The 18790-nt window shown below is 70.2% G+C and carries 22 protein-coding genes; 8 read left to right on the top strand and 14 right to left on the bottom strand.

Translation table 11 applies throughout. The features are described from left to right. Window positions 1-7 precede the first annotated feature (7 nt). From ACN20J_RS07675 to ACN20J_RS07685, 3 genes are all read right to left on the bottom strand, one after another. A complete protein-coding gene (locus ACN20J_RS07675; protein ID WP_055613450.1) occupies window positions 8-793 on the bottom strand; it encodes an electron transfer flavoprotein subunit beta/FixA family protein in 786 nt (261 codons plus the stop codon). 245 nt (window positions 794-1038) lie between these two features. Further along, window positions 1039-1563 carry a flavin reductase family protein gene (locus ACN20J_RS07680; protein WP_189842200.1) on the bottom strand — a complete coding sequence of 175 codons (525 nt, stop codon included), beginning with the start codon at window positions 1561-1563 and terminating at the stop codon, window positions 1039-1041. 232 nt (window positions 1564-1795) lie between these two features. After that, complete coding sequence (locus tag ACN20J_RS07685; protein WP_419668849.1) at window positions 1796-2218, bottom strand: TlpA family protein disulfide reductase; 423 nt, start codon at window positions 2216-2218, stop codon at window positions 1796-1798. 75 nt (window positions 2219-2293) lie between these two features. Here ACN20J_RS07685 and ACN20J_RS07690 point away from each other — a divergent pair, with 75 nt between their 5' ends. Both ACN20J_RS07690 and ACN20J_RS07695 read left to right on the top strand, forming a co-directional pair. After that, window positions 2294-2710: a DUF4395 domain-containing protein gene (locus ACN20J_RS07690; RefSeq protein WP_419665573.1), complete on the top strand. Its 417-nt coding sequence runs from the start codon at window positions 2294-2296 to the stop codon at window positions 2708-2710. A gap of 191 nt (window positions 2711-2901) precedes the next feature. Next, window positions 2902-3630 (top strand): lysophospholipid acyltransferase family protein, encoded by a 729-nt coding sequence (locus tag ACN20J_RS07695; RefSeq protein ID WP_189842202.1) that lies wholly within the window; start codon window positions 2902-2904, stop codon window positions 3628-3630. Window positions 3631-3651: 21 nt separating this feature from the next. Here ACN20J_RS07695 and ACN20J_RS07700 read toward each other — a convergent pair whose 3' ends face one another. From ACN20J_RS07700 to ACN20J_RS07720, 5 genes are all read right to left on the bottom strand, one after another. Next, window positions 3652-4344: a B3/4 domain-containing protein gene (locus ACN20J_RS07700; protein WP_419665574.1), complete on the bottom strand. Its 693-nt coding sequence runs from the start codon at window positions 4342-4344 to the stop codon at window positions 3652-3654. A 22-nt stretch (window positions 4345-4366) separates the two neighbouring features. Then, on the bottom strand, window positions 4367-4978 hold the full coding sequence (locus ACN20J_RS07705) for a transglutaminase domain-containing protein (RefSeq protein WP_419665575.1): 612 nt from the start codon (window positions 4976-4978) through the stop codon (window positions 4367-4369). An 86-nt stretch (window positions 4979-5064) separates the two neighbouring features. Next, window positions 5065-6135, bottom strand: coding sequence for a threonine aldolase family protein (locus tag ACN20J_RS07710; protein ID WP_189842300.1), 1071 nt, complete (start codon window positions 6133-6135; stop codon window positions 5065-5067). Continuing rightward, window positions 6132-6887: an SDR family oxidoreductase gene (locus ACN20J_RS07715; protein WP_189842205.1), complete on the bottom strand. Its 756-nt coding sequence runs from the start codon at window positions 6885-6887 to the stop codon at window positions 6132-6134. The genes ACN20J_RS07710 and ACN20J_RS07715 overlap by 4 nt, the downstream gene beginning before the upstream one ends. A 38-nt stretch (window positions 6888-6925) precedes the next feature. Next, window positions 6926-8323 (bottom strand): DUF6421 family protein, encoded by a 1398-nt coding sequence (locus ACN20J_RS07720; protein ID WP_190228717.1) that lies wholly within the window; start codon window positions 8321-8323, stop codon window positions 6926-6928. A 378-nt stretch (window positions 8324-8701) separates the two neighbouring features. Here ACN20J_RS07720 and ACN20J_RS07725 point away from each other — a divergent pair, with 378 nt between their 5' ends. Next, the gene (locus ACN20J_RS07725) at window positions 8702-9385 is read left to right on the top strand and encodes a glycerophosphodiester phosphodiesterase (RefSeq protein ID WP_419665576.1); all 684 of its coding nucleotides are present in this window, start codon (window positions 8702-8704) and stop codon (window positions 9383-9385) included. A gap of 53 nt (window positions 9386-9438) precedes the next feature. Here ACN20J_RS07725 and ACN20J_RS07730 read toward each other — a convergent pair whose 3' ends face one another. Beyond that, a complete protein-coding gene (locus ACN20J_RS07730; RefSeq protein ID WP_419665577.1) occupies window positions 9439-9978 on the bottom strand; it encodes a GNAT family N-acetyltransferase in 540 nt (179 codons plus the stop codon). A 71-nt stretch (window positions 9979-10049) separates the two neighbouring features. Between ACN20J_RS07730 and ACN20J_RS07735 the strand changes: the two genes are divergently transcribed. After that, window positions 10050-10436 carry a VOC family protein gene (locus tag ACN20J_RS07735; protein ID WP_189842209.1) on the top strand — a complete coding sequence of 129 codons (387 nt, stop codon included), beginning with the start codon at window positions 10050-10052 and terminating at the stop codon, window positions 10434-10436. A gap of 20 nt (window positions 10437-10456) precedes the next feature. On the opposite strand, the gene ACN20J_RS07740 is transcribed toward ACN20J_RS07735, so the two are convergent. Both ACN20J_RS07740 and ACN20J_RS07745 read right to left on the bottom strand, forming a co-directional pair. Continuing rightward, window positions 10457-10828 (bottom strand): VOC family protein, encoded by a 372-nt coding sequence (locus ACN20J_RS07740; RefSeq protein WP_419665578.1) that lies wholly within the window; start codon window positions 10826-10828, stop codon window positions 10457-10459. A gap of 65 nt (window positions 10829-10893) precedes the next feature. Beyond that, the gene (locus ACN20J_RS07745) at window positions 10894-11859 is read right to left on the bottom strand and encodes an LLM class F420-dependent oxidoreductase (RefSeq protein WP_419665579.1); all 966 of its coding nucleotides are present in this window, start codon (window positions 11857-11859) and stop codon (window positions 10894-10896) included. Between the two features lie 107 nt (window positions 11860-11966). Between ACN20J_RS07745 and ACN20J_RS07750 the strand changes: the two genes are divergently transcribed. Both ACN20J_RS07750 and ACN20J_RS07755 read left to right on the top strand, forming a co-directional pair. Beyond that, the gene (locus tag ACN20J_RS07750; RefSeq protein WP_189842212.1) at window positions 11967-12209 is read left to right on the top strand and encodes a DUF7218 family protein; all 243 of its coding nucleotides are present in this window, start codon (window positions 11967-11969) and stop codon (window positions 12207-12209) included. A 171-nt stretch (window positions 12210-12380) separates the two neighbouring features. Beyond that, window positions 12381-13418: an SMP-30/gluconolactonase/LRE family protein gene (locus ACN20J_RS07755; RefSeq protein WP_419665580.1), complete on the top strand. Its 1038-nt coding sequence runs from the start codon at window positions 12381-12383 to the stop codon at window positions 13416-13418. A 78-nt stretch (window positions 13419-13496) separates the two neighbouring features. On the opposite strand, the gene ACN20J_RS07760 is transcribed toward ACN20J_RS07755, so the two are convergent. Continuing rightward, on the bottom strand, window positions 13497-13859 hold the full coding sequence (locus ACN20J_RS07760) for a DUF6479 family protein (RefSeq protein WP_189842214.1): 363 nt from the start codon (window positions 13857-13859) through the stop codon (window positions 13497-13499). 93 nt (window positions 13860-13952) lie between these two features. On the opposite strand from ACN20J_RS07760, the gene ACN20J_RS07765 reads away from it, so the two are divergent. Then, window positions 13953-15029 carry a Ppx/GppA phosphatase family protein gene (locus tag ACN20J_RS07765; RefSeq protein WP_189842215.1) on the top strand — a complete coding sequence of 359 codons (1077 nt, stop codon included), beginning with the start codon at window positions 13953-13955 and terminating at the stop codon, window positions 15027-15029. A gap of 73 nt (window positions 15030-15102) precedes the next feature. On the opposite strand, the gene ACN20J_RS07770 is transcribed toward ACN20J_RS07765, so the two are convergent. Continuing rightward, the gene (locus ACN20J_RS07770; protein WP_189842216.1) at window positions 15103-16545 is read right to left on the bottom strand and encodes an endo-1,4-beta-xylanase; all 1443 of its coding nucleotides are present in this window, start codon (window positions 16543-16545) and stop codon (window positions 15103-15105) included. 153 nt (window positions 16546-16698) lie between these two features. On the opposite strand from ACN20J_RS07770, the gene ACN20J_RS07775 reads away from it, so the two are divergent. Further along, window positions 16699-17736, top strand: a complete 1038-nt coding sequence (locus ACN20J_RS07775) for a LacI family DNA-binding transcriptional regulator (RefSeq protein ID WP_189842217.1) — start codon at window positions 16699-16701, stop codon at window positions 17734-17736. 18 nt (window positions 17737-17754) lie between these two features. Here ACN20J_RS07775 and ACN20J_RS07780 read toward each other — a convergent pair whose 3' ends face one another. Beyond that, on the bottom strand, window positions 17755-18660 hold the full coding sequence (locus tag ACN20J_RS07780) for an N-acetyltransferase (protein WP_189842218.1): 906 nt from the start codon (window positions 18658-18660) through the stop codon (window positions 17755-17757). Window positions 18661-18790: the final 130 nt, after the last annotated feature.

Genomic DNA, 18790 nt, shown 5'->3' on the forward strand with positions numbered 1-18790 from the left:
TTGCGTCCTAGATGAACTTCTGGCCCGCGAGGAACTCGGCGAGCTGCTTGCCGCCCTCGCCCTCGTCCTTGACGATCGTGCCGGCGGTGCGTGCCGGGCGCTCGGTGGCGGAGTCGACCTTGGTCCAGGAGCCTTCGAGACCGACCTCGTCCGTCTCGATCTCCAGGTCCTCCAGGTCCCAGGACTGCACCGGCTTCTTCTTGGCGGCCATGATGCCCTTGAAGGACGGGTAACGCGCCTCGCCCGACTGGTCGGTGACCGACACGACGGCCGGCAGGGAGGCCTCGAGCTGCTCGGAGGCGGTGTCGCCGTCGCGGCGGCCCTTGACGACGCCGTCCTCGACGGAGACCTCGGAGAGCAGCGTGACCTGCGGGACGCCCAGACGCTCGGCGAGCAGCGCCGGGACGACACCGGCGGTGCCGTCGGTGGACGCCATGCCGGAGATGACCAGGTCGTAGCCGGCCTTCTCGATGGCCTTGGCCAGCACGAGCGACGTACCGATGATGTCCGTGCCGTGCAGGTCGTCGTCCTCGACGTGGATCGCCTTGTCGGCACCCATGGACAGCGCCTTGCGCAGGGCGTCCTTGGCGTCCTCGGGGCCGACGGTCAGCACGGTGATCTCCGCGTCGTCCGCCTCGTCGGCGATCTGCAGGGCCTGCTCGACCGCGTACTCGTCGAGCTCCGACAGCAGGCCGTCCACGTCGTCACGGTCGACGGTCAGGTCATCGGCGAAGTGCCGGTCGCCAGTGGCGTCGGGCACGTACTTCACGGTGACAACGATCCTCAAGCTCACGCCGGCTCTCCTACTGCATCGTCTTTTTTCTGGGCTGCCTGCTTAGGGGCAGCATAGGCGCCTGAAGCGGCCGTTCCCGGTGGGGGCGAGCCGCGCTCCGGGCGAAATATTACTCGCCAGTACGCACATCTACGCTCCCGCAGGTGGTTCCCTCTAAGCAAGCGCTTTGAACTGTGACCTTCGCAACGCAGCGTAATCGGAACTCGACGCCCACGCAGGCGAGGTGGGCCGTACGGCCCGACGCGTCATTCCCGCAGCGCCTTGAAGTCGCCCTGGTGGTAGAGGAGTGGGCGGCCGGGACCGGCGGGGTCCCCGAGGACCACCTCGGCCAGCACGATGCGGTGATCCCCGGCCGGCACGCGCGCGACGACCCGGCAGACGAGCCAGGCGAGGACGTCGTCGAGTACGGGGACACCCTCGGGCCCCTCCCGCCAGGCGGTGGGCGCACCGAAACGGTCGGCCCCGCTGCGGGCGAAGGTGGCCGCCAGTTCGCGCTGGTGCTCGCCGAGTATGTGGACGCCGACGTGGTCCCTCTCGGCGATCGCCGGCCAACTCGACGCGCCGGTGCCGACGCCGAAGGAGACCATCGGGGGCTCGGCGGACACCGAGGTGAGCGAGGTGGCGGTGAAGCCCACGGGACCCTCGCCGCCCTGGGCCGTGATCACGGCCACTCCGGCCGCGTGCCGCCGGAAGACGGAACGGAGGAGGTCCGGGGAGGCGAGTTCGGGAGAAGTGAGTCGAGGGGTTCCGAGATCGGGCGTGGCCGTCATGGAGTTGTCCTTCTGCGGGAGGCGACGAGCAGGTCCTGGGCTGGTCAACAGCCCGGACAGTGCGCGCTCGCGCAGCGGCCGGGAGCCGCGGTCCGAGGGCGTTCGCGCTCGACGAGAAGGAGTTCCAGGGGCATACGGTCAGGCTGACGATAGGTGGTGCGTGCAGTCAAGTACGTCCCGGCATATGGGAGATGCGTCACCGGCGGCCTCCAGCCTCGTCCAGCGTCACAGGTCAGGGTGTTCCGACCGCCTCGCCGAGCGCGGCGATCACGTCCGCCTTGCGCGGCTGCCCCGTCGCGCGCCGGACCACGCGTCCGTCCGCGTCGAGGACCAGCACGGTCGGCGTCTTGAGGATGTCGAGTTCCCGTACGAGGTCGAGGTGGTCCTCGGCGTCGATCTCGACGTGCGTCACGCCCGGGACCAGGCCGGCGACGTCGCCGAGGACCCTGCGGGTCGCCCTGCACGGTGCGCAGAAGGCGCTGGAGAACTGCACGAGGGTTGCTCGCTCACCGAGGTCCTCGCCCAACTCGGCCGCGCCGAGCCGTTTTCCGCCGTCCCGCCCGCGCACTCTGACTCTCCCGCTCCGCCGTCGGTTCAGCACTCCGAAGGCGCTCGCCGCCACGAGCACCACCACACACACCACGATTCCGGCCATCTTCGGCTTCAGCATTCACGAGACTGCAAAGATTCCCGCGGCGGCGGATCGTTTTCCATGCGGAATGCTTGATCCATGGACATCGATGCAAGAGGGCCGCGTTTCGGCGCGGCCGTGACGACCGTCGTACTGGCGGTCGTACTGATCACCGGCAGCGCCTGGCTGCTGGCCTGGCAGACACTGGCGTTCGCGCTCGGCGCCGCCGGTGGCGTGGCGCGTTCCCCGTATGGCTGGCTGTTCCGCAAGGCGGTGCGTCCCCGGATCGGGCCGCCGACGGAGTTCGAGGCGCCGGAGCCGCCGCGGTTCGCGCAGGCGGTCGGTTTCGCGTTCGCGGCGGTGGGATTGATCGGCTACGGAGCGGGGCCCGAGTGGCTGGGACTCGCGGCAACCGGGGCGGCGCTCGCGGCGGCGTTTCTGAACGCGGCGTTCGGGTACTGCCTCGGGTGCGAGATGTACCTGCTCGTACGTCGGCTCACGGTTCGCGCAGAGTAAAGGCGGCTTAAAACTCCGAGGTGGATCAAGGGGTGACGTGACGAGGATCTCGCCCTTGCGCGGCACGAGGACTGGCCACTCGTCCGTTCTTGGGGCACGATCTGCGCAATGCCGTAAAACCTACGGCAGCGTAACTTCCCGCCGGGAGCCCCCCTTCCCAGGCAGACCAGAGAGAAGGGTCCACTCCGTCCATGGCTGAGCTTGCCTACCGTCCCGCCATCGGTCTCGCCCAGACGTTGTTCAAGGCCTGGGACCTGAAGATCGACCTCAAGGGAACGGAGAACATCCCGCGCTCCGGCGGTGCGGTGCTGGTGAGCAACCACATCAGCTATCTCGACTTCATCTTCGACGGTCTGGCCGCCCTTCCGCAGAAGCGCCTGGTCCGCTTCATGGCGAAGGAGTCGGTGTTCCGGCACAAGATCTCCGGTCCGCTGATGCGCAACATGAAGCACATCCCGGTGGACCGCAAGAACGGCGAGGTGGCGTACGCCCACGCGCTGGACTCGCTGCGCTCCGGTGAGATCGTCGGCGTCTTCCCCGAGGCCACGATCTCCCAGTCGTTCACGCTGAAGAGCTTCAAGTCGGGTGCCGCGCGCATGGCCCAGGAGGCCGGCGTCCCGTTGATCCCGATGGCGGTGTGGGGCACGCAGCGGCTGTGGACCAAGGGCCACCCGCGCCACTTCAAGCGCAGCCACATCCCGATCACCATCCGCGTCGGCGAGGCCATAGAGGCCTCGCGCGACAAGTACGCGGGCGCGATCACCCGCCAGTTGCGCGAGCGTGTGCAGGAGCTCCTGGAAGCCGCCCAGCGCGCCTATCCCGTACGCCCCAAGGGCCCGAACGACACCTGGTGGATGCCGGCCCACCTCGGCGGCACGGCCCCGACCCCCGAAGAGGTCAAGGCCGCCGAGGCCCGCTGAGCGACCACCCGTACCGGGCCGCTACCGAGGCGCGTGGACGGTGATCCGCGCCCCCGGGCTGAACTTCTCCAGCAGTTCGACGAGTTCGGCTCCCGCGGTCTCGACGTCGGCCACCGGCATCGGTGCGAGGCTCTCCAGGAGGAAGACCGCCGAGGTCGACTCCTCGGTGAGGCGGGTGCGCGGGCCCTGGCGCCAGTTCCAGCGGCGGCAGGTCACGCCCTTCTCGTCGCACCACACCACCTCGCCGGCGTCGGGGCGTTCGACGGTCTCCTCCCCCGCCGCGACGGTCACGAAGTCCTCGTCGCCCGTGGCGCGCACGAGACGCATCCCGCCCTGGATGTGGTCGAGGTCCTCCCCGCCGACCGGGATCAGATGGGCGACGCTGATCGCGTTGTAGAGGTCGACCAGCACGTTGATCCGGGGCAGCCCGGCGTCCGAAAGGGCCCTCTTCGCCAGCGCCTCCGCCGAGTTGCGCGTACGCGAGGGCTTGGAGCCGAACGCCGTGTAGACCTCTCGCCACGCGGCCATGTGCGGGTCCTCGTGCGGGGCGCGCCCGTCGAGGCGTGCGGCGAGCCGGCGGGCAGCGTCGTCGAGGAGTTCCGAGGTGCCGTCCGTACTGGGCCCGTTGACGAGTCCGTACGCCTCGACGGTGAGGTGTGTGAAACCGGGCGCGAGGGCTCGCACCTCGTCGGACACGGTGAGCGAGAGGGTCATCTTCTGCCTTGTCTGCCTTGCCTCAGAGTGCGGTGGGGAGGGTCTTCCACAGGTGCGGCCGGTCGGGGGCTGCCTTGAGTGCGCTCAGAACGGCCGGATTCGGTTCAGCGTACAGGACCGGGTAGTCCACCTCATTGGACTGTGGATCGACAGGGAAGGCCAGCCGTTCGCCGTCGAGCGAGAATCGGGCGTCCACACCCGGCTTGTTGCCACGGCAGTCCTGCCGGTGCCAGGCCCCGTTGAACCGCACGGCTACCAGGCCGTGCACGACATGCCCGCTTCCGCCGCCATCGTCGCCGTCGTCGTCATGGAGAAGCGACTGGTAGCAGAAGGCGGTGGGGATGTCCTCGGCGCGCAGCAGCGCGGCGAGCGCGTGCGCCTTGGCGTGGCAGATGCCGGTGCGCAGCTCCAGGACGTCGGAGGCGCGCCAGGTGACGCGAGGGTCGCCCGCGTCCTGAGAGTGCGGGACGGTATCGCGCACGAACTCGTACGCGGCGCGTGCATAGCCATACGAGTCCACCACCCCCTCGGCGAGACGTGCGGCCGTCTCGCGCACGAGCGGATGATGGTGGTCGATCACCTCGTCAGCGGCCAAGTATGCGGACAGGTCGGGGGTGTTCTGGATCAGCTCCATGCCCGCAGAGCATAGGAATGCGATCACCCGATAGTCAATGACTTTTCGGGTGACCGCATATCTATGCATGCTGATATGGCGTGTCGCTAGCGGGCCATTTCCTCCTTGAGCGCCGCCACGAAGCCGTCGACGTCGTCCTCGGTCGTGTCGAAGGCGCACATCCAGCGGACGTCACCCGCGGCTTCGTCCCAGAAGTAGAAGCGGTAGCGCTTCTGCAGGCGCTCGCTCACGTCGTGGGGCAGCCGGGCGAAGACGGCGTTGGCCTGCACGGGATGGAGGATCTCGACGCCGTGCACCGCGCGCACGCCCTCGGCGAGGCGCTGGGCCATCTCGTTCGCGTGGCGGGCGTTGCGCAGCCACAGGTCCTTGGCGAGCAGCGCCTCCAACTGCACCGAGACGAAGCGCATCTTTGAGGCGAGCTGCATCGACAGCTTGCGCAGGTGCTTCATGTGGCTGACGGCGTCCCGGTTGAGGACGACGACGGCCTCGCCGAACAGCGCGCCGTTCTTCGTGCCGCCGAAGGAGAGGACGTCCACGCCGACCGCGTTGGTGAACGCCCGCATCGGGACGTCCAGGGAGGCGGCCGCGTTGGCTATCCGGGCGCCGTCGAGGTGCACCTTCATGCCGTGCGCGTGGGCGTGCTCGCAGATCGCGCGGACCTCGTCGGGCGTGTAGACCGTGCCCAGTTCGGTGTTCTGGGTGATCGACACGACCTGTGGCATCGCCCGGTGCTCGTCGTCCCAGCCGTACGCCTGCCGGTCGATCAGCTCGGGGGTGAGCTTGCCGTCGGGCGTGGGCACCGTGAGCAGCTTGAGCCCGCCCATGCGCTCGGGCGCGCCGCCCTCGTCGACGTTGATGTGCGCGCTCTCCGCGCAGATCACCGCGCCCCAGCGGTCCGTGAGCGCCTGGAGTGCCACGACGTTCGCGCCGGTGCCGTTGAAGACGGGGAACGCCTCGGCACTCGCGCCGAAGTGGCCCCGGATCACCTGCTGGAGGTGATCGGTGTAGTCGTCCTCGCCGTATGCGATCTGGTGCCCGCCGTTGGCCAGGGCCAGGGCGGCGAGCACCTCGGGGTGGGCCCCCGCGTAGTTGTCACTGGCGAATCCGCGGATCTCCGGGTCATGACGCCGCCGGGCGTCGGTCTTCGGAGGGTTCACCGCTTCTCGGTCAGCCACAGACGCTTTCCGTTCACTTCGGAGGCGGGCCGCTCCCAGACGCCGGTGATGGCCTCGGCCAGCTCCTTGACGTCCGTGAAGCCCGCGAACTTCGCGTTCGGGCGCTCGGCGCGCATCGCGTCGTGCACCAGCGCCTTGACGACCAGGATGGCAGCCGCGGACGTCGCCCCGTCCGCGCCCTCGGAGACTCCGGCCTTGCGGAAGTAGTCGCCCATGGCGAGCGTCCATGCCTCGGCCGCGGCCTTGGCGGCGGAGTAGGCGGCGTTGCCCGCGGTGGGCTTGCTGGCGCCCGCCGCGCTGATCAGGACGTACCGGCCGCGGTCGCTGCGCTGCAGTGCCTCGTGGAAGGCGAGGGAGGTGTGCTGCACGGTCCGGATCAGCAGCATCTCCAGGAAGTCCCAGTCGTCGAGGCTGGTCCTGGTGAAGGTCTCGCTTCCGCGCCAGCCGCCCACGAGGTGGACCAGGCCGTCGACCCGCCCGAAGTCCTTCTCGATGCGGGCGGCCCAGTCGTGGCTGGACTGCAGGTCGAGCAGGTCGACCGTGTCGCCGACGACCGTGGAGCCGCCGTGCGCGTAGCGGGCCGCGTCCACCGCCTCCGCGAGCCGCTCGGGATCGTTGTCCGAGCCGACGACGGTCGCTCCCGCCTCGGCGAGCCGCAGGAGCGCCGCCCTTCCGGCGGGTCCGCCCGCGCCGGCCACCGCGATCACCGCACCGCTGAGAGCCCCATTCCCCATGATCTTCGCCTCCTGAGCAGTGATATTGGCGCGGTCGCTCACGCGGCCACCCGCTCGGCACTCTCCGCCGTGATGCCCTTCGTGGAGGCGATCACGTTCTTCAGCTTCTTGGAGAGGGCCTCATAGAACATGCTCAGGGGAAACTCGTCCGGAAGCACGTCGTCCACGAGCTTTCGCGGCGGCTGGTTCAGATCGAGGGCGTCCGGACCCTTGGCCCAGCGGGATCCCGGGTGCGGGGCGAGGTACTGGGAGACCATGTCGTACGCGGCGAACCAGTGGACCAGCTTCGGGCGGTCGATGCCGTCGCGGTACAGCTTCTCGATCTCGGCGCACAGCTGGTTGGTGACCTGCGGGGCGCGCTGCCAGTCGATGTGCAGCTTGTTGTCGGTCCAGCGGACGACGTCGTGCTTGTGCAGGTAGGCGAAGAGCAGCTGACCGCCGAGCCCGTCGTAGTTGCGGACACGGTCGCCGGTCACCGGGAAGCGGAACATGCGGTCGAACAGCACCGCGTACTGCACGTCACGGCCCTGCGGGAAGCCGTCGGCCTCCAGCTTCACGGCCTCCTTGAAGGCGGTGAGGTCGCAGCGCAGCTCCTCCAGGCCGTACATCCAGAACGGCTGGCGCTGCTTGATCATGAAGGGGTCGAAGGGCAGGTCGCCGTGGCTGTGGGTGCGGTCGTGGACCATGTCCCACAGGACGAACGCCTGCTCGCAGCGCGCCTGGTCGCCGACCATCTCGCGGATGTCGTCGGGCAGTTCGAGGCCGAGCGTGTCGACGGCGGCCTCGGTGACCTTGCGGAAGCGGGCGGCCTCGCGGTCGCAGAAGATGCCGCCCCAGCTGAACCGCTCGGGGGCCTCGCGCACGGCGATGGTCTCCGGGAAGAGGACGGCCGAGTTGGTGTCGTATCCGGCCGTGAAGTCCTCGAAGGTGATACCGCAGAACAGCGGGTTGTCGTAGCGGGTGCGCTCAAGATCGGCCAGCCAGTCCGGCCAGACCATGCGCAGGACGACCGCTTCGAAGTTGCGGTCCGGATTGCCGTTCTGCGTGTACATCGGGAAGACGACCAGGTGCTGGAGCCCGTCCTCGCGGTGCGCGGCGGGCTGGAAGGCCAGCAGGGAGTCGAGGAAGTCCGGGACCTGGAAGCCGCCCTCGGCCCAGCGGTGCAGGTCCCTGACCAGCGCCTCGTGGTAGGCGGCGTCGTGCGGAAGGAGCGGGGAGAGCTCCTCGACCGCGTCGATGACACGGCGCACGGCGAGACCGGCGTCGGCCTGGTCCGGGGCGCCCTCGGCGTCGAAGTCGACCGAACCGTCCTTGGACTGCCATGGCCGGATCCGCTCCACGGCATCCTTGAGCACGGGCCAGGCCGGGTGCTCCACCACCCTGTCCCGGGGAGGAGCCTGCTCCTCCGCACCCACCTGCACAAGAATTTCCGTCATGACCCATCCTTCACGGGAGAACCTCGCGTATGGACACCGTATGCGTGGAGGGTTCTCCGCCACAAGTGGAGACTCGGGAGATTATCCTGCCTCCCCCCATCTTCACCGCTCTTTTTCCTGCCGGACGCCACGGGGACGATTACTTCCGCCGATTGCTGGGTAGCCGCCGGAGTTCGGTCAACCCGCCCGGGACTCGCCCACGCAGGAGTGAGGCCGGAGAGGCCCCGCACGGCCTGTTCTCGCCGCTGGAAGGCCTCATTCCCCGCTGCCGGAGCGGGTTCAACGCCGGGCAGGGCCATTAGGCTGCGGCCTTGCCGCGTGGGCACGGGACCGCAGCACGCGGCAGCCGAGCCGCCGTCGACGGAAGCGGAGTCAGCCTTGAAGTTTCTCACCATCGGGCACCGCGGAATCATGGGTGTCGAACCCGAGAACACCCTCCGCTCCTTCATCGCCGCCCAGCAGGCCGGCCTGGACCTGATCGAACTCGATCTGCATCTGAGCAAGGACGGCGCGCTCGTCGTCATGCACGACGCCGACGTGGACCGTACGACCGACGGTTCGGGGTCGATCGCCGAGAAGACCCTCGCCGAGCTGCGGGTGCTCGACGCGGGCCGCGGTGAGCGCATCCCGGTCTTCGAGGAGGTCCTGGACGCTGTCACGGCCCCGCTGCAGGCCGAGATCAAGGACGTGGCCGCGGCCCGGGCGCTGGCGGAGGTCATGAACCGGCGCGATCTGGTCGGCAGGGTCGAGGTCCTGTCGTTCCACGACGAGGCCATCGCCGAGATCGCGCGGCTCGTCCCCGGCGTCCGCACGGCGCTGGTCGCCAGCCGCTATGGCATCGATGTCGTCGAGCGGGCGACCGCGGTCGGCGCCACGAGTCTCGTCCTGAACATCCGCCGTCTGACCCTGGAGGTCGTCGAGCGCGCTCGCAAGGCGGACCTGCGGATCATCGGCTGGGTCGTGAACACCCAGGACCATCTGCGCCTCGTACGCGCCCTGGAGCTGGACGGCGCGACCACCGACTATCCGGAGATCAAGCGCACCGGCCGCTTCACGGCGTGACGGCCGGACCGCGCGGCGGAACGATTATGCGAGCGGCCTGATCAGCAGCCTGATCATGCAATCGGCTTCACCAGGAGCTCGAAGCGCAGGTCGTCGCGCTGCGGGATGCCGAACCGCTCGTCGCCGTACGGGAAGGGAGTCATCTCTCCCGTACGGCGGTAGCCGCGCCGCTCGTACCAGGCGATGAGGTCGTCGCGTACGGAGATCACGGTCATGTGCATCTCCTTGACGCCCCAGGTCTCGCGGGCGAACCGCTCCGCCTCGGCCATGATCACCTTGCCGAGGCCGGCTCCCTGAAGCGTGGGACTCACCGCGAACATGCCGAAGTAGGCGTGGTCACCGCGGTGTTCGAGCTGGCAGCAGGCGACCACCGCGCCCTCGCGCTCGACGGTGAGCAGACGGCTGTCCGGGGACTTGATGACCGCGCGCACGCCTTCCGGGTCGGTCCGCTGGCCCTCCAGGATGTCCGCCTCGGTGGTCCACCCGGTGCGGCTGGAGTCTCCTCGGTAGGCCGACTCGATCAGCACGACGAGGGCGTCGACGTCGGCGTCGGTGGCGTCGCGGAACGTCAGTCCGGTGGCGGCGGTGTCCATGGAGCGGTTCTCCGATCTCGGGCGCGGCTCGGGCACCGCTGAGCGTAACCCTCCTACTAGGCTCCGGGCGCATGGTGCATGTACTGAGCAGCCGGACCTTGCTCCGCCCCACCGACCCCGAGCGCTCCCGCGCCTTCTACGGCGAGAAGCTGGGGCTGCCCGTCTACCGCGAGTTCGGTACCGGTCCCGAGCGCGGCACGGTCTACTTCCTCGGCGGCGGCTTCCTGGAGGTCGCGGGCCGCTCCGAGGAACCCCCCTCCCCCGCCGTCAAGTTGTGGCTCCAGGTCGCGGACGTCGCAGCGGCGTACGAGGAGCTCGTGGCCGCGGGAGTCGAGGTGCGCCGGCCGCCGGTGAAGGAGCCGTGGGGGCTGATCGAGATGTGGCTCGCGGATCCGGACGGAACCGAGATCGTGGTGGTGGAGGTACCGGCGGACCATCCGCTGCGGTACCGGCCCTGAGCGGAGTTCTCAGCCGTGGCTCAGTCCCAGCACAGGCAGAACGGGTGGCCGGCCGGGTCCGCGTACACGCGCCATCCGCGGGTGCCGCCCTTGTCGTCCAGGTCGAGCGGGGTGGCGCCGAGGGCCAGCAGCCGCGGCTCCGCCGCTTCGATGTCCTGCACGGTGAAGTCCAGGTGCAGTTGCTGGGAGTTCTCGTCGGCGCGCGGCCAGTTGGGCGGGCGGTGGTCCGGGACCCGCTGGAAGGAGATGCGGTGGCCGCCGGGCACGTACAGGTCGTACCAGTCGTCGTCGTACTGCTTGACCTCACCGCCGAGCACGCCCGCGTAGAACTCCGCGAGGACGGGTGGGTCCGGGCAGTCCAGGGCTACGAGGCGGTATGCGGCGATGGCCATGATCTTCCCTTCGGTCGGCCGTCCGGAGGTCCCTTCGGGAGCTTGAGAGACCCCTCGGCGGTCCTTCACAGCTCCTTCAGCGCGGGGAGTAGTTTCTTCTCGGCCCAGTCCAGGAAGGGGAGTTGGTGGTCGCCGCCGACCTGGACCAGGGCGATCTCGGTGAAACCGGCGGTGACGTAGGGGCGTACGGCCTCGACGAAGGTGTCGACGTCGTCGCCGCACGGGATCGACTCCGCGACGTCCTCGGGCCGGATGTGCCGGGTGGCCGTGTCGAAGCCCGTCGGGCCGGGCAGTTCGGAGTTGACCGGCCAGCCGCCGAGCGACCAGCGGAACTGTTCGTGGGCCCGCCGGAGCGCCGCGTCCTTGTCGGGGTCGTAGCAGACGGGCAGTTGGCCCACCTTGGGCTTGCCGCTGCCGCCGTGCCGTTCGAAGGAGTCGACCAGTTCGGCCTTCGGCTCGGTGGCGATCACCAGGTCGGCCAGCCGGCCCGCGAGGGCGCAGGAACGCTCGCCGGAGACGGCGATTCCGATCGGGGTCGGCTCGTCCGGCAGGTCGAAGAGCCGGGCGTTCTCCACGTCGAAGTGCGGGCCCTGGTGGTTGACGTTCTTGCCGTCGAAGAGCGCGCGGATGATCTCCACGGCCTCTTCCAGCATCTCCAGGCGTATGTGCGCGGCGGGCCAGCCGCCGCCCACCACGTGTTCGTTGAGGTTCTCGCCGGACCCGAGTCCGAGCCGGAAGCGGCCCTCGGCGAGCAGTTGCGTGGTGGCGGCCTTCTGGGCGACGACCGCCGGGTGGTAGCGGGTCGTCGGACAGGTCACGTACGTCATGAGGGGGATCGTGGAGGTGGCCTGCGCCGCGGCGCCGAGGACGCTCCACGCGTACGGGGCGTGCCCCTGCTCCTCCAGCCAGGGGAAGTAGTGGTCGGACGTGACGGAGAAGTCGAATCCGGCCCGTTCGGCGGCCACCACGTGTTGTACCAGGTCACGGGGGCCCGCCTGCTCGGTCATCATCGTGTATCCGATGTGCGTCATGTGTTCCGAGTGGCCGGTCGGGGGTACCCGAAACGTGCCCGCAGGGCGGCGCCAGGAGTGGCCGCCCGCGATGGTCCAGTCCCCGGACGTGGAGAGGGAAGGAACCCATGCCCAGGCCGCAGATCAAGGACGAGAGCACCTACCAGGCGCTGCGCCGCGAGGGCGCGGGCAAGGAGAAGGCGGCCCGGATCGCCAACAGTCCGAAGTCCTCCTCGCGCAAGGGCGGCAGGAGCGGTTCGTACGAGGACCGGTCGAAGCAGGATCTGTACGAGCAGGCGAAGAAGGTCGGCGTCGAGGGCCGCTCGTCGATGTCGAAGGACGAGCTGATCAAGGCTTTGCGGAGCCGCTGACTGCAGATCGGCCGTGCTGCCCCCGACCGGACCGGGCGCCGGCGGGAGCGGCGGCGAGCGCGTGATCCCGTGGTCCTGGGGGTCCTCGGAGCCCATGGACAAGGGCGTGTCGACGAGGGCGCATGGACGCGCCGAGGAGTTTTGGCGCCTTATCCGGGCAGAACGCTCCTCATGACACCGCGACTCTCCGTGACAGCCCGCACCGCGGGGCCCGGCGTCCTGCCGCCCCTTCGTCCGATCCCCCTCGGTGGCACGGGTCCCGAGGATGTCGTCGTCGACCGTGAAGGCCGCGTGATCACGGGCGTGGCCGACGGCCGCATCCTCCGCGTTCCGCCGCGCGGTCCCGTCCATGTGGAGGAGATCGCGCGGACCGGAGGGCGTCCGCTGGGGCTCGAAGTCCTGCCGGACGGGCGGCTGTTGGTGTGCGACGCGGAGCGCGGGCTGCTGCGGGTCACGCCGGAGGCCGACACCGGGTCCGGGTCCGGGTCCGGGTCCGGGTCCGGGTCCGGGTCCGGGTCCGGAGGGAGCGTCGAGGTTCTGGCCGACCGTGTGGCGGGTGAGCCGTTGAGGTTCTGCAGCAGCGTGGCCGCGGGGGCGGACGGCACGGTGTACTTCACGGCCTCCAGCAGGCGTTTCGGGCTTCAGGAGTGGCTCGGCGAGCTGATGGAGCGGACGGCGACGGGACGGCTGCTGCGGCTCCCGCCCGGTGGTGGCGAGCCCGAGGTCCTGCTGGACGGTCTCGACTTCGCGAACGGAGTCGTGCTGGCCGAGGACGAGTCCTGGGTCGCCGTGGCCGAGACCGGCGCGTACCGCCTCACCAGGCTGTGGCTGTCCGGGCCGCGGGCCGGACAGCGCGACACCCTGGTCGAGAACCTCCCCGGTTTCCCGGGCAGCCTCTCCCGCGGCATGGACGGCACCGTGTGGATCGCGCTGGCGGGCCCGCGCCCGCGGCCCCTCGACTGGCTGCGCCGGGCGCCCGGGGGCGTACGACGAGCGGCGTGGCGAGCGGTTCGGCCCCTGCCGATCCGCCCTCGCCCGGCCACCCGCGTGCTGGGCATCGGCCCGGGCGGCCGGGTCCGCCACGACCTCAGGCGCCGCCGGGCGGGCTACCGGATGGTGACCGGCGTGTACGAGCACGACGGCATGCTGATCCTGGGCAGCCTGCTGGAGAAGGGGATCGTCGTGTGCGAGCTGCCGGGGCGGGCGTAAGGGCGCCGGAACGGAACCCGGCCGCCTCAGGGCCCGTACGCCCCAATGCCCGAACCACTGAGCGGTGCCCGGGCCCCCTCAGTGGTGGCCGAGCCCGCCGCTGCCGAAGCCGCCGCTGCTGTTGCGGCCCCAGATCGGTCGTGTCTGGTCCTTGGCGCGGCGCGAGGAGACGTTGCCGTGCAGCTCGTGCGGGGTGAGGACCGTGCCGTTGTGCGGCATCTCGTCGGGCTCGCGCATCTCGCTGACCTCGTGGACCGCCCCGCCCGCGGGCAGATGGGGATGATCCTCGGGGCGCGGCGGACCGGGTTCACGGGCACGCACCCGCATCCCCCACCACACCGCGACGACCAGCATCGCCGTGATCAGAAGCCCGACCACGAAGGGTGCCGAACCGGCCACGACTTCGTGAGGAATGGCTATCTCCCTACCGAAGGTGTCCATAAAGGCATAGTACCCACCCATAACATCCCAAACAGAGCCTCACCGGGGTTCCCGCGGCGGTGTGCCAAGGGGCGCCAGGGGTACGGGGAGGGGATGCGTATGGGTGTACTGGACGTCGGCTCGAACACGGTAAGACTCGTCATCGCCGAGACGGACGGAGCCGTTCCGCTCCCCGTGCACACGGCCAAGCGTCGGCTGAGGCTCTCCGACCATGTCGAGCGGGGTGGTCATCTGCCGAAGGACCAGGTGAACCGGCTGGTGGAGGCGGTGGCGGAGGCCCGGGTGGAAGGCAGGCGGTGGGGGGTGACCCAGCCTTTCGCCTTCGCCACGGCGATCGTGCGGGACGCCCCGAACCGCCCCGAGATCCTGGATCGGGTCACCGCGGAGGCGGGAGTGCCGCTGCATGTGCTGCCCGGCGAGGTCGAGGCGGAGCTGACCTTCCTGGCGGCGCGGCGCTGGATGGGCTGGCGCGCGGGGCCGCTGGCCATGCTGGACATCGGGGGCGGCACGCTGGAGGTGGCGTTCGGCCGGAGCAAGCTGCCGGACTTCGCGATCTCGCTGCCGCTGGGGGCCGGCCGGCTGACCCGTGAGTTCTTCCGCGGCCAGGACCCGCCGTCGCTCCGCCGGGGCAAGCTGCTGCGCCGGCACGTACGCCACCAGCTGCGTGACGTCGCGGCCCGTATCCGCTGGGAGGCGCCCCGTACGACGGTCGCCACCTCGCGCACGCTCCAGCAGCTGGGCCGGCTGTGCGGCGCGGCCCCGGGGCGGTCGGGGCCCTTCACCCCGCGCGGCATCACCCGGACCGACCTCCGCGTGGCCGTCGAGCGGCTGTCGGTGCTGCCCGCCGCCGATCGTGCACTCCTGCCGGGCATCTCCCCCGCGCGCGCCGGTCAGTCCCTGGCCGGGGCGATCGTCGCGCACACCACGATGAAGCTGATGGGCGTCGACGAGATGATCCTCTGCCCCTGGGCGCTGCGCGAAGGGGTCCTTCTGCGCTGTATCGAGGACGGCAACGCCGACTGGTGGGACGGTACGGCCCCCAGCCTCCGCGACCAGGATGCCGTACCGCCGCGGGCACTCCGCCCGGTCGGAGGAGTGGACGTGAACGCCACGGTGTCCGCCACCGCGTCGTCCGCTCAACTCCCCACCAGATCAGGGCAGTTCACCTGACGACGGGTGCCGACGGGCAGGTCCCGCCGGCACCCGGTACGCAGGGACTCGACAACCCGCGTCCCCCCGCCTCCTAGGACACCGTGCAGGCCGTTCCGTTGAGGGTGAAGGCGGTGGGTGCGGTATTGCCGCCGGACCAGGAGCCGTTGAAGCCGAAGGTGACCGACGCACCGGGCGCGATCGCCGCGTTGTACGTGGCGTTGGCCGCGGAGACCGCGGAGCCCGACTGGGTGACGGTGGCGTTCCAGGCCTGCGTCACGCTCTGCCCGGCGGGCCAACTCCACGCCAGTGTCCAGCCGTTGACGGCAGCGGTGCTCGTGTTCCTGACGGTCACCTGCGCGGTGAAGCCGGTGTTCCACTGGCTCTGCACGGCGTACGTGACCGCGCAGGCGCCCGCCGGCGGATTCGTGCCGCCGTCGGTCCAGCCCAGCGCCTCGGCGATGCCGTAAAAGGCGGGCTTCGGCTGGAAGTTCTCGTCGTACGGGGTCGCCGCGCCGTAGCCGGGGAACACGTCGGGGATCCAGGAGTCGGAGTCGGTGAAGCCCCAGACGGTGACGCCCTCGCAGCGCGCCACGGCGACGCAGGCGGCGGTGACGGCCTTGTACTCGGCCTTCTGCTGGGCGAGTTGGGCACTGGTCGGCGGGACCGTCGTGCGGATGTCGAGCTCGGTGATCGCTACGTCCACGCCGAGGTCGGCGAAGCGCTGGATGTTGGCCTGCAGTGTCGACGGCACCTGGCCGAGGATCAGATGGGCCTGCAGTCCGACGCCGTCGATCGGAACGCCCTGCTCCCTGAGGGACTTGACCAGGTTGTAGAGAGCGGTGCTCTTCGCGTTGACGCCCTCGACGTTGTAGTCGTTGACGTACAGCTTCGCGGCCGGGTCGGCGGCGCGGGCCGCCCGCAGCGCGTCGGCGATGTACGAGTCGCCGATCGCCGCCTGGAAGACCGACTGGCGGCGGGTGCCGTCCTCGTTGAACGGCTCGTTGACCACGTCCCAGTGGTCGATGCGGTCCTTGTAGCGGCCCGCCTCGGTGGCGATGTGGTCGGTCATGACGGTGCGCAGGGTGTCGGCGGTCCAGCTGCCGTTGCTGACCCAGTTCGGCAGTTGGCTGTGCCAGACCAGGGTGTGTCCGCGGACCTTCTGGGCGTGCGCCTCGGCGTAGTTCACGACGGCGTCGGCGCCGGACCAGTTGAAGCTGCCGCGGGTCGGTTCGACCGAACCCCACTTCATCTCGTTGCCCGGCGTGATCGAGTCGAACTGCTCGCCGACGATCGTGCCGTACGTGCCGGTCAGCTTGGAGGCCGTGACGGCCGTCCCGTAGTAGATGCCCTTGGCGGCGGCGAGGTCCCGCAACACGGGCGCGGCGGCGGCCTGTCGGCCCGAGCCGTCGGTCTGTCCTGAACCCTCGGTGCGCCCCGACCCGTCGGCCGTGTGACCGGAGACGGCTCCCCCGATCACGAGCGACGCCGCGGCCAGGGTCACCGACGCGGCTCTGCGTAAGCTCTGGAGCTTCATGGACGTCCCTCTCATGATGGCTTCACGTCGATCCCGGAATTTCCGGAAGACTTCTGCAAAGTTTCGAGAGTGCGTCCGGAACGGTAGAGGCGTGCGTGGTAACCGTCAACGGAGGTGGGGCAGTTGACCGAGGGGCACGCCGGGGAGAAGGCGATGCGGAAGCGTCGGGGCAAGGTCACCATCACGGAGATCGCCCGGGAGGCCGGTGTCTCCGTACCGACCGTGTCGCGGGTGGTCAACGGCCGGTCGGACGTGGCGCCCGGGACCCGGGCCCGGGTGGAGGACCTGCTGCACCGGCACGGCTACCGCAGACGGCCGGCCGCCACTTCCCGCACCCGCGCCGCGCTGCTCGACCTGGTCTTCAACGACCTCGACAGCCCCTGGGCCGTGGAGATCATCCGCGGTGTGGAGGAGGTGGCGCACGCGGCGGGCATCGGCACGGTCGTCTCGGCGATCCACAACCGCTCGGGCGACGCGCGCCAGTGGATGACGAACCTGCGGGCGCGTGCCTCGGACGGCGTCGTCCTGGTCACCTCCGTCCTGGAACCGGTGCTGCACGAGGAACTGCGCCGCCTCGGCGTGCCCCTCGTGGTGATCGACCCGGCGGGCTCCCCCGCGCTGGACGTGCCGACGGTCGGGGCGACGAACTGGGCGGGCGGGATGGCCGCCACCGAGCACCTGCTGCGGCTCGGCCATCGCAGGATCGGGTTCGTCGCGGGTCCGCCCCGGCTGCTCTGCTCGCGGGCCCGTCTCGACGGCTACCGCGCGGCCCTGGACCGTGCCGGGATCGCCGTCGACGCGTCGCTGATCGTGCCCGGCGACTTCTACCAGGAGTCCGGCTTCACGGGCTGCAACGCCCTCCTCGACCTCGCCGAACCGCCCACGGCGCTCTTCGCGGCGAGCGACCAGATGGCGATGGGCGCGGTCGAGGCACTGCGCCGACGGGGCCTTCGCGTCCCGGAGGACATGAGCGTGGTCGGTTTCGACGACCTTCCGGAAGTCCGCTGGTCGGCTCCGCCGCTCACCACGGTCCGCCAGCCCCTCGCCGAGATGGGCAAACTCGCGGTCCGTACGGTCCTGAAGCTCACCCGGGGCGAGGAACTCGACTCGCCCCGGGTGGAGTTGGCCACCGAACTCGTCGTGCGGTCGAGCACCGCGCCGGTGCCGGCCGGGCGGCGCGGTGGCGTGTGAGGGTGCCCTGGAGGTGTCCTACGGAAGGTGCTCCCACCCGCGATCCGTGCGCGTCAGCTCGTGGAACCCGGCGCCCGTCAGCCGGCTGATCGCTTCCACGGCGCCGGTGGCCTCGTACGCGAAGAGCCTCCGTACGCCCGAGAGCCGCAGCCAGTGGGCGGCCTGGGCGAGGAGCCAGTTCTCCAGGCCGTCCACCGGGTGCTCGATGTGGAGGTTGCCGATGTCGGCGAGTCCGCCGCTGCGTGCGTGACGTTCGGGGCGGTCCAGGGCGGTGTCGATCTCGATGAAGCCGAGTACGCGCCCGTCGGCGTGAGCCGTGAAACGGGTGCCGCACTCGCCGAGCGTGCGGTCGACGGAGACTCCCGGCAGAGGTGTGAACGACGGCAGATCCGCCACGTCGGCGATCAGGATGACCTCGGTGTCGCCCGTGTGCCGGAACCCGGCCCGTTCGTAGGCGGCACGGATGTGCGGCCAGGGCCGTGGCAGTCCGTAGACGACGGGCGCGGGCAGGGATCCGTCGGCGTAGCGGAGGCGTACGTTCCAGCGGGCCAGCTGGGCCAGACAGGCAGCCATCAGCAGATCGGATGCCTGGTCGGAGTCCGGCCAGAACGAGGCGGGCGGATGGCAGACGAACCAGTCGATCGCGCCGGCGTCCCGGAAGCTCTCACCGACCTCGGTGTCGGCTCGGTAGCGCAGGAGATGCGCGCCGGCCACCACGTACCGGCGCTGCTCGGCGACGAGCGTGATCCGCTCGGCCACCCACGGGTCGGTGATGAACTCGTCCGGCTGCCGTGTCATACCGCTGAGCACGGTGTTCACGGAGACGGAGACACCGGGGACGACAGCGGCGACATGCGCGTTGACGAGTTCGGTGAGCTGGTCGCGGTCGTCGCGGTGGAAGGGACGCACCGTGAGCGCGGGCATGCGGAGACCTCCGGGTCGGGTACATGAGGAGGCCGCCATGAGGTGCGGTACGCGGGCGAGAGTACGCCTCACCGAGGGGTCCCGCCATGTGGTTTTCCGTCGGCTCGCCGGGGCGGGTGGCCGGGACTAG

Origin of the sequence: Streptomyces sp. 2-1, assembly GCF_048564895.1 — a bacterium.
GTDB lineage: Bacteria > Actinomycetota > Actinomycetes > Streptomycetales > Streptomycetaceae > Streptomyces > Streptomyces phaeochromogenes.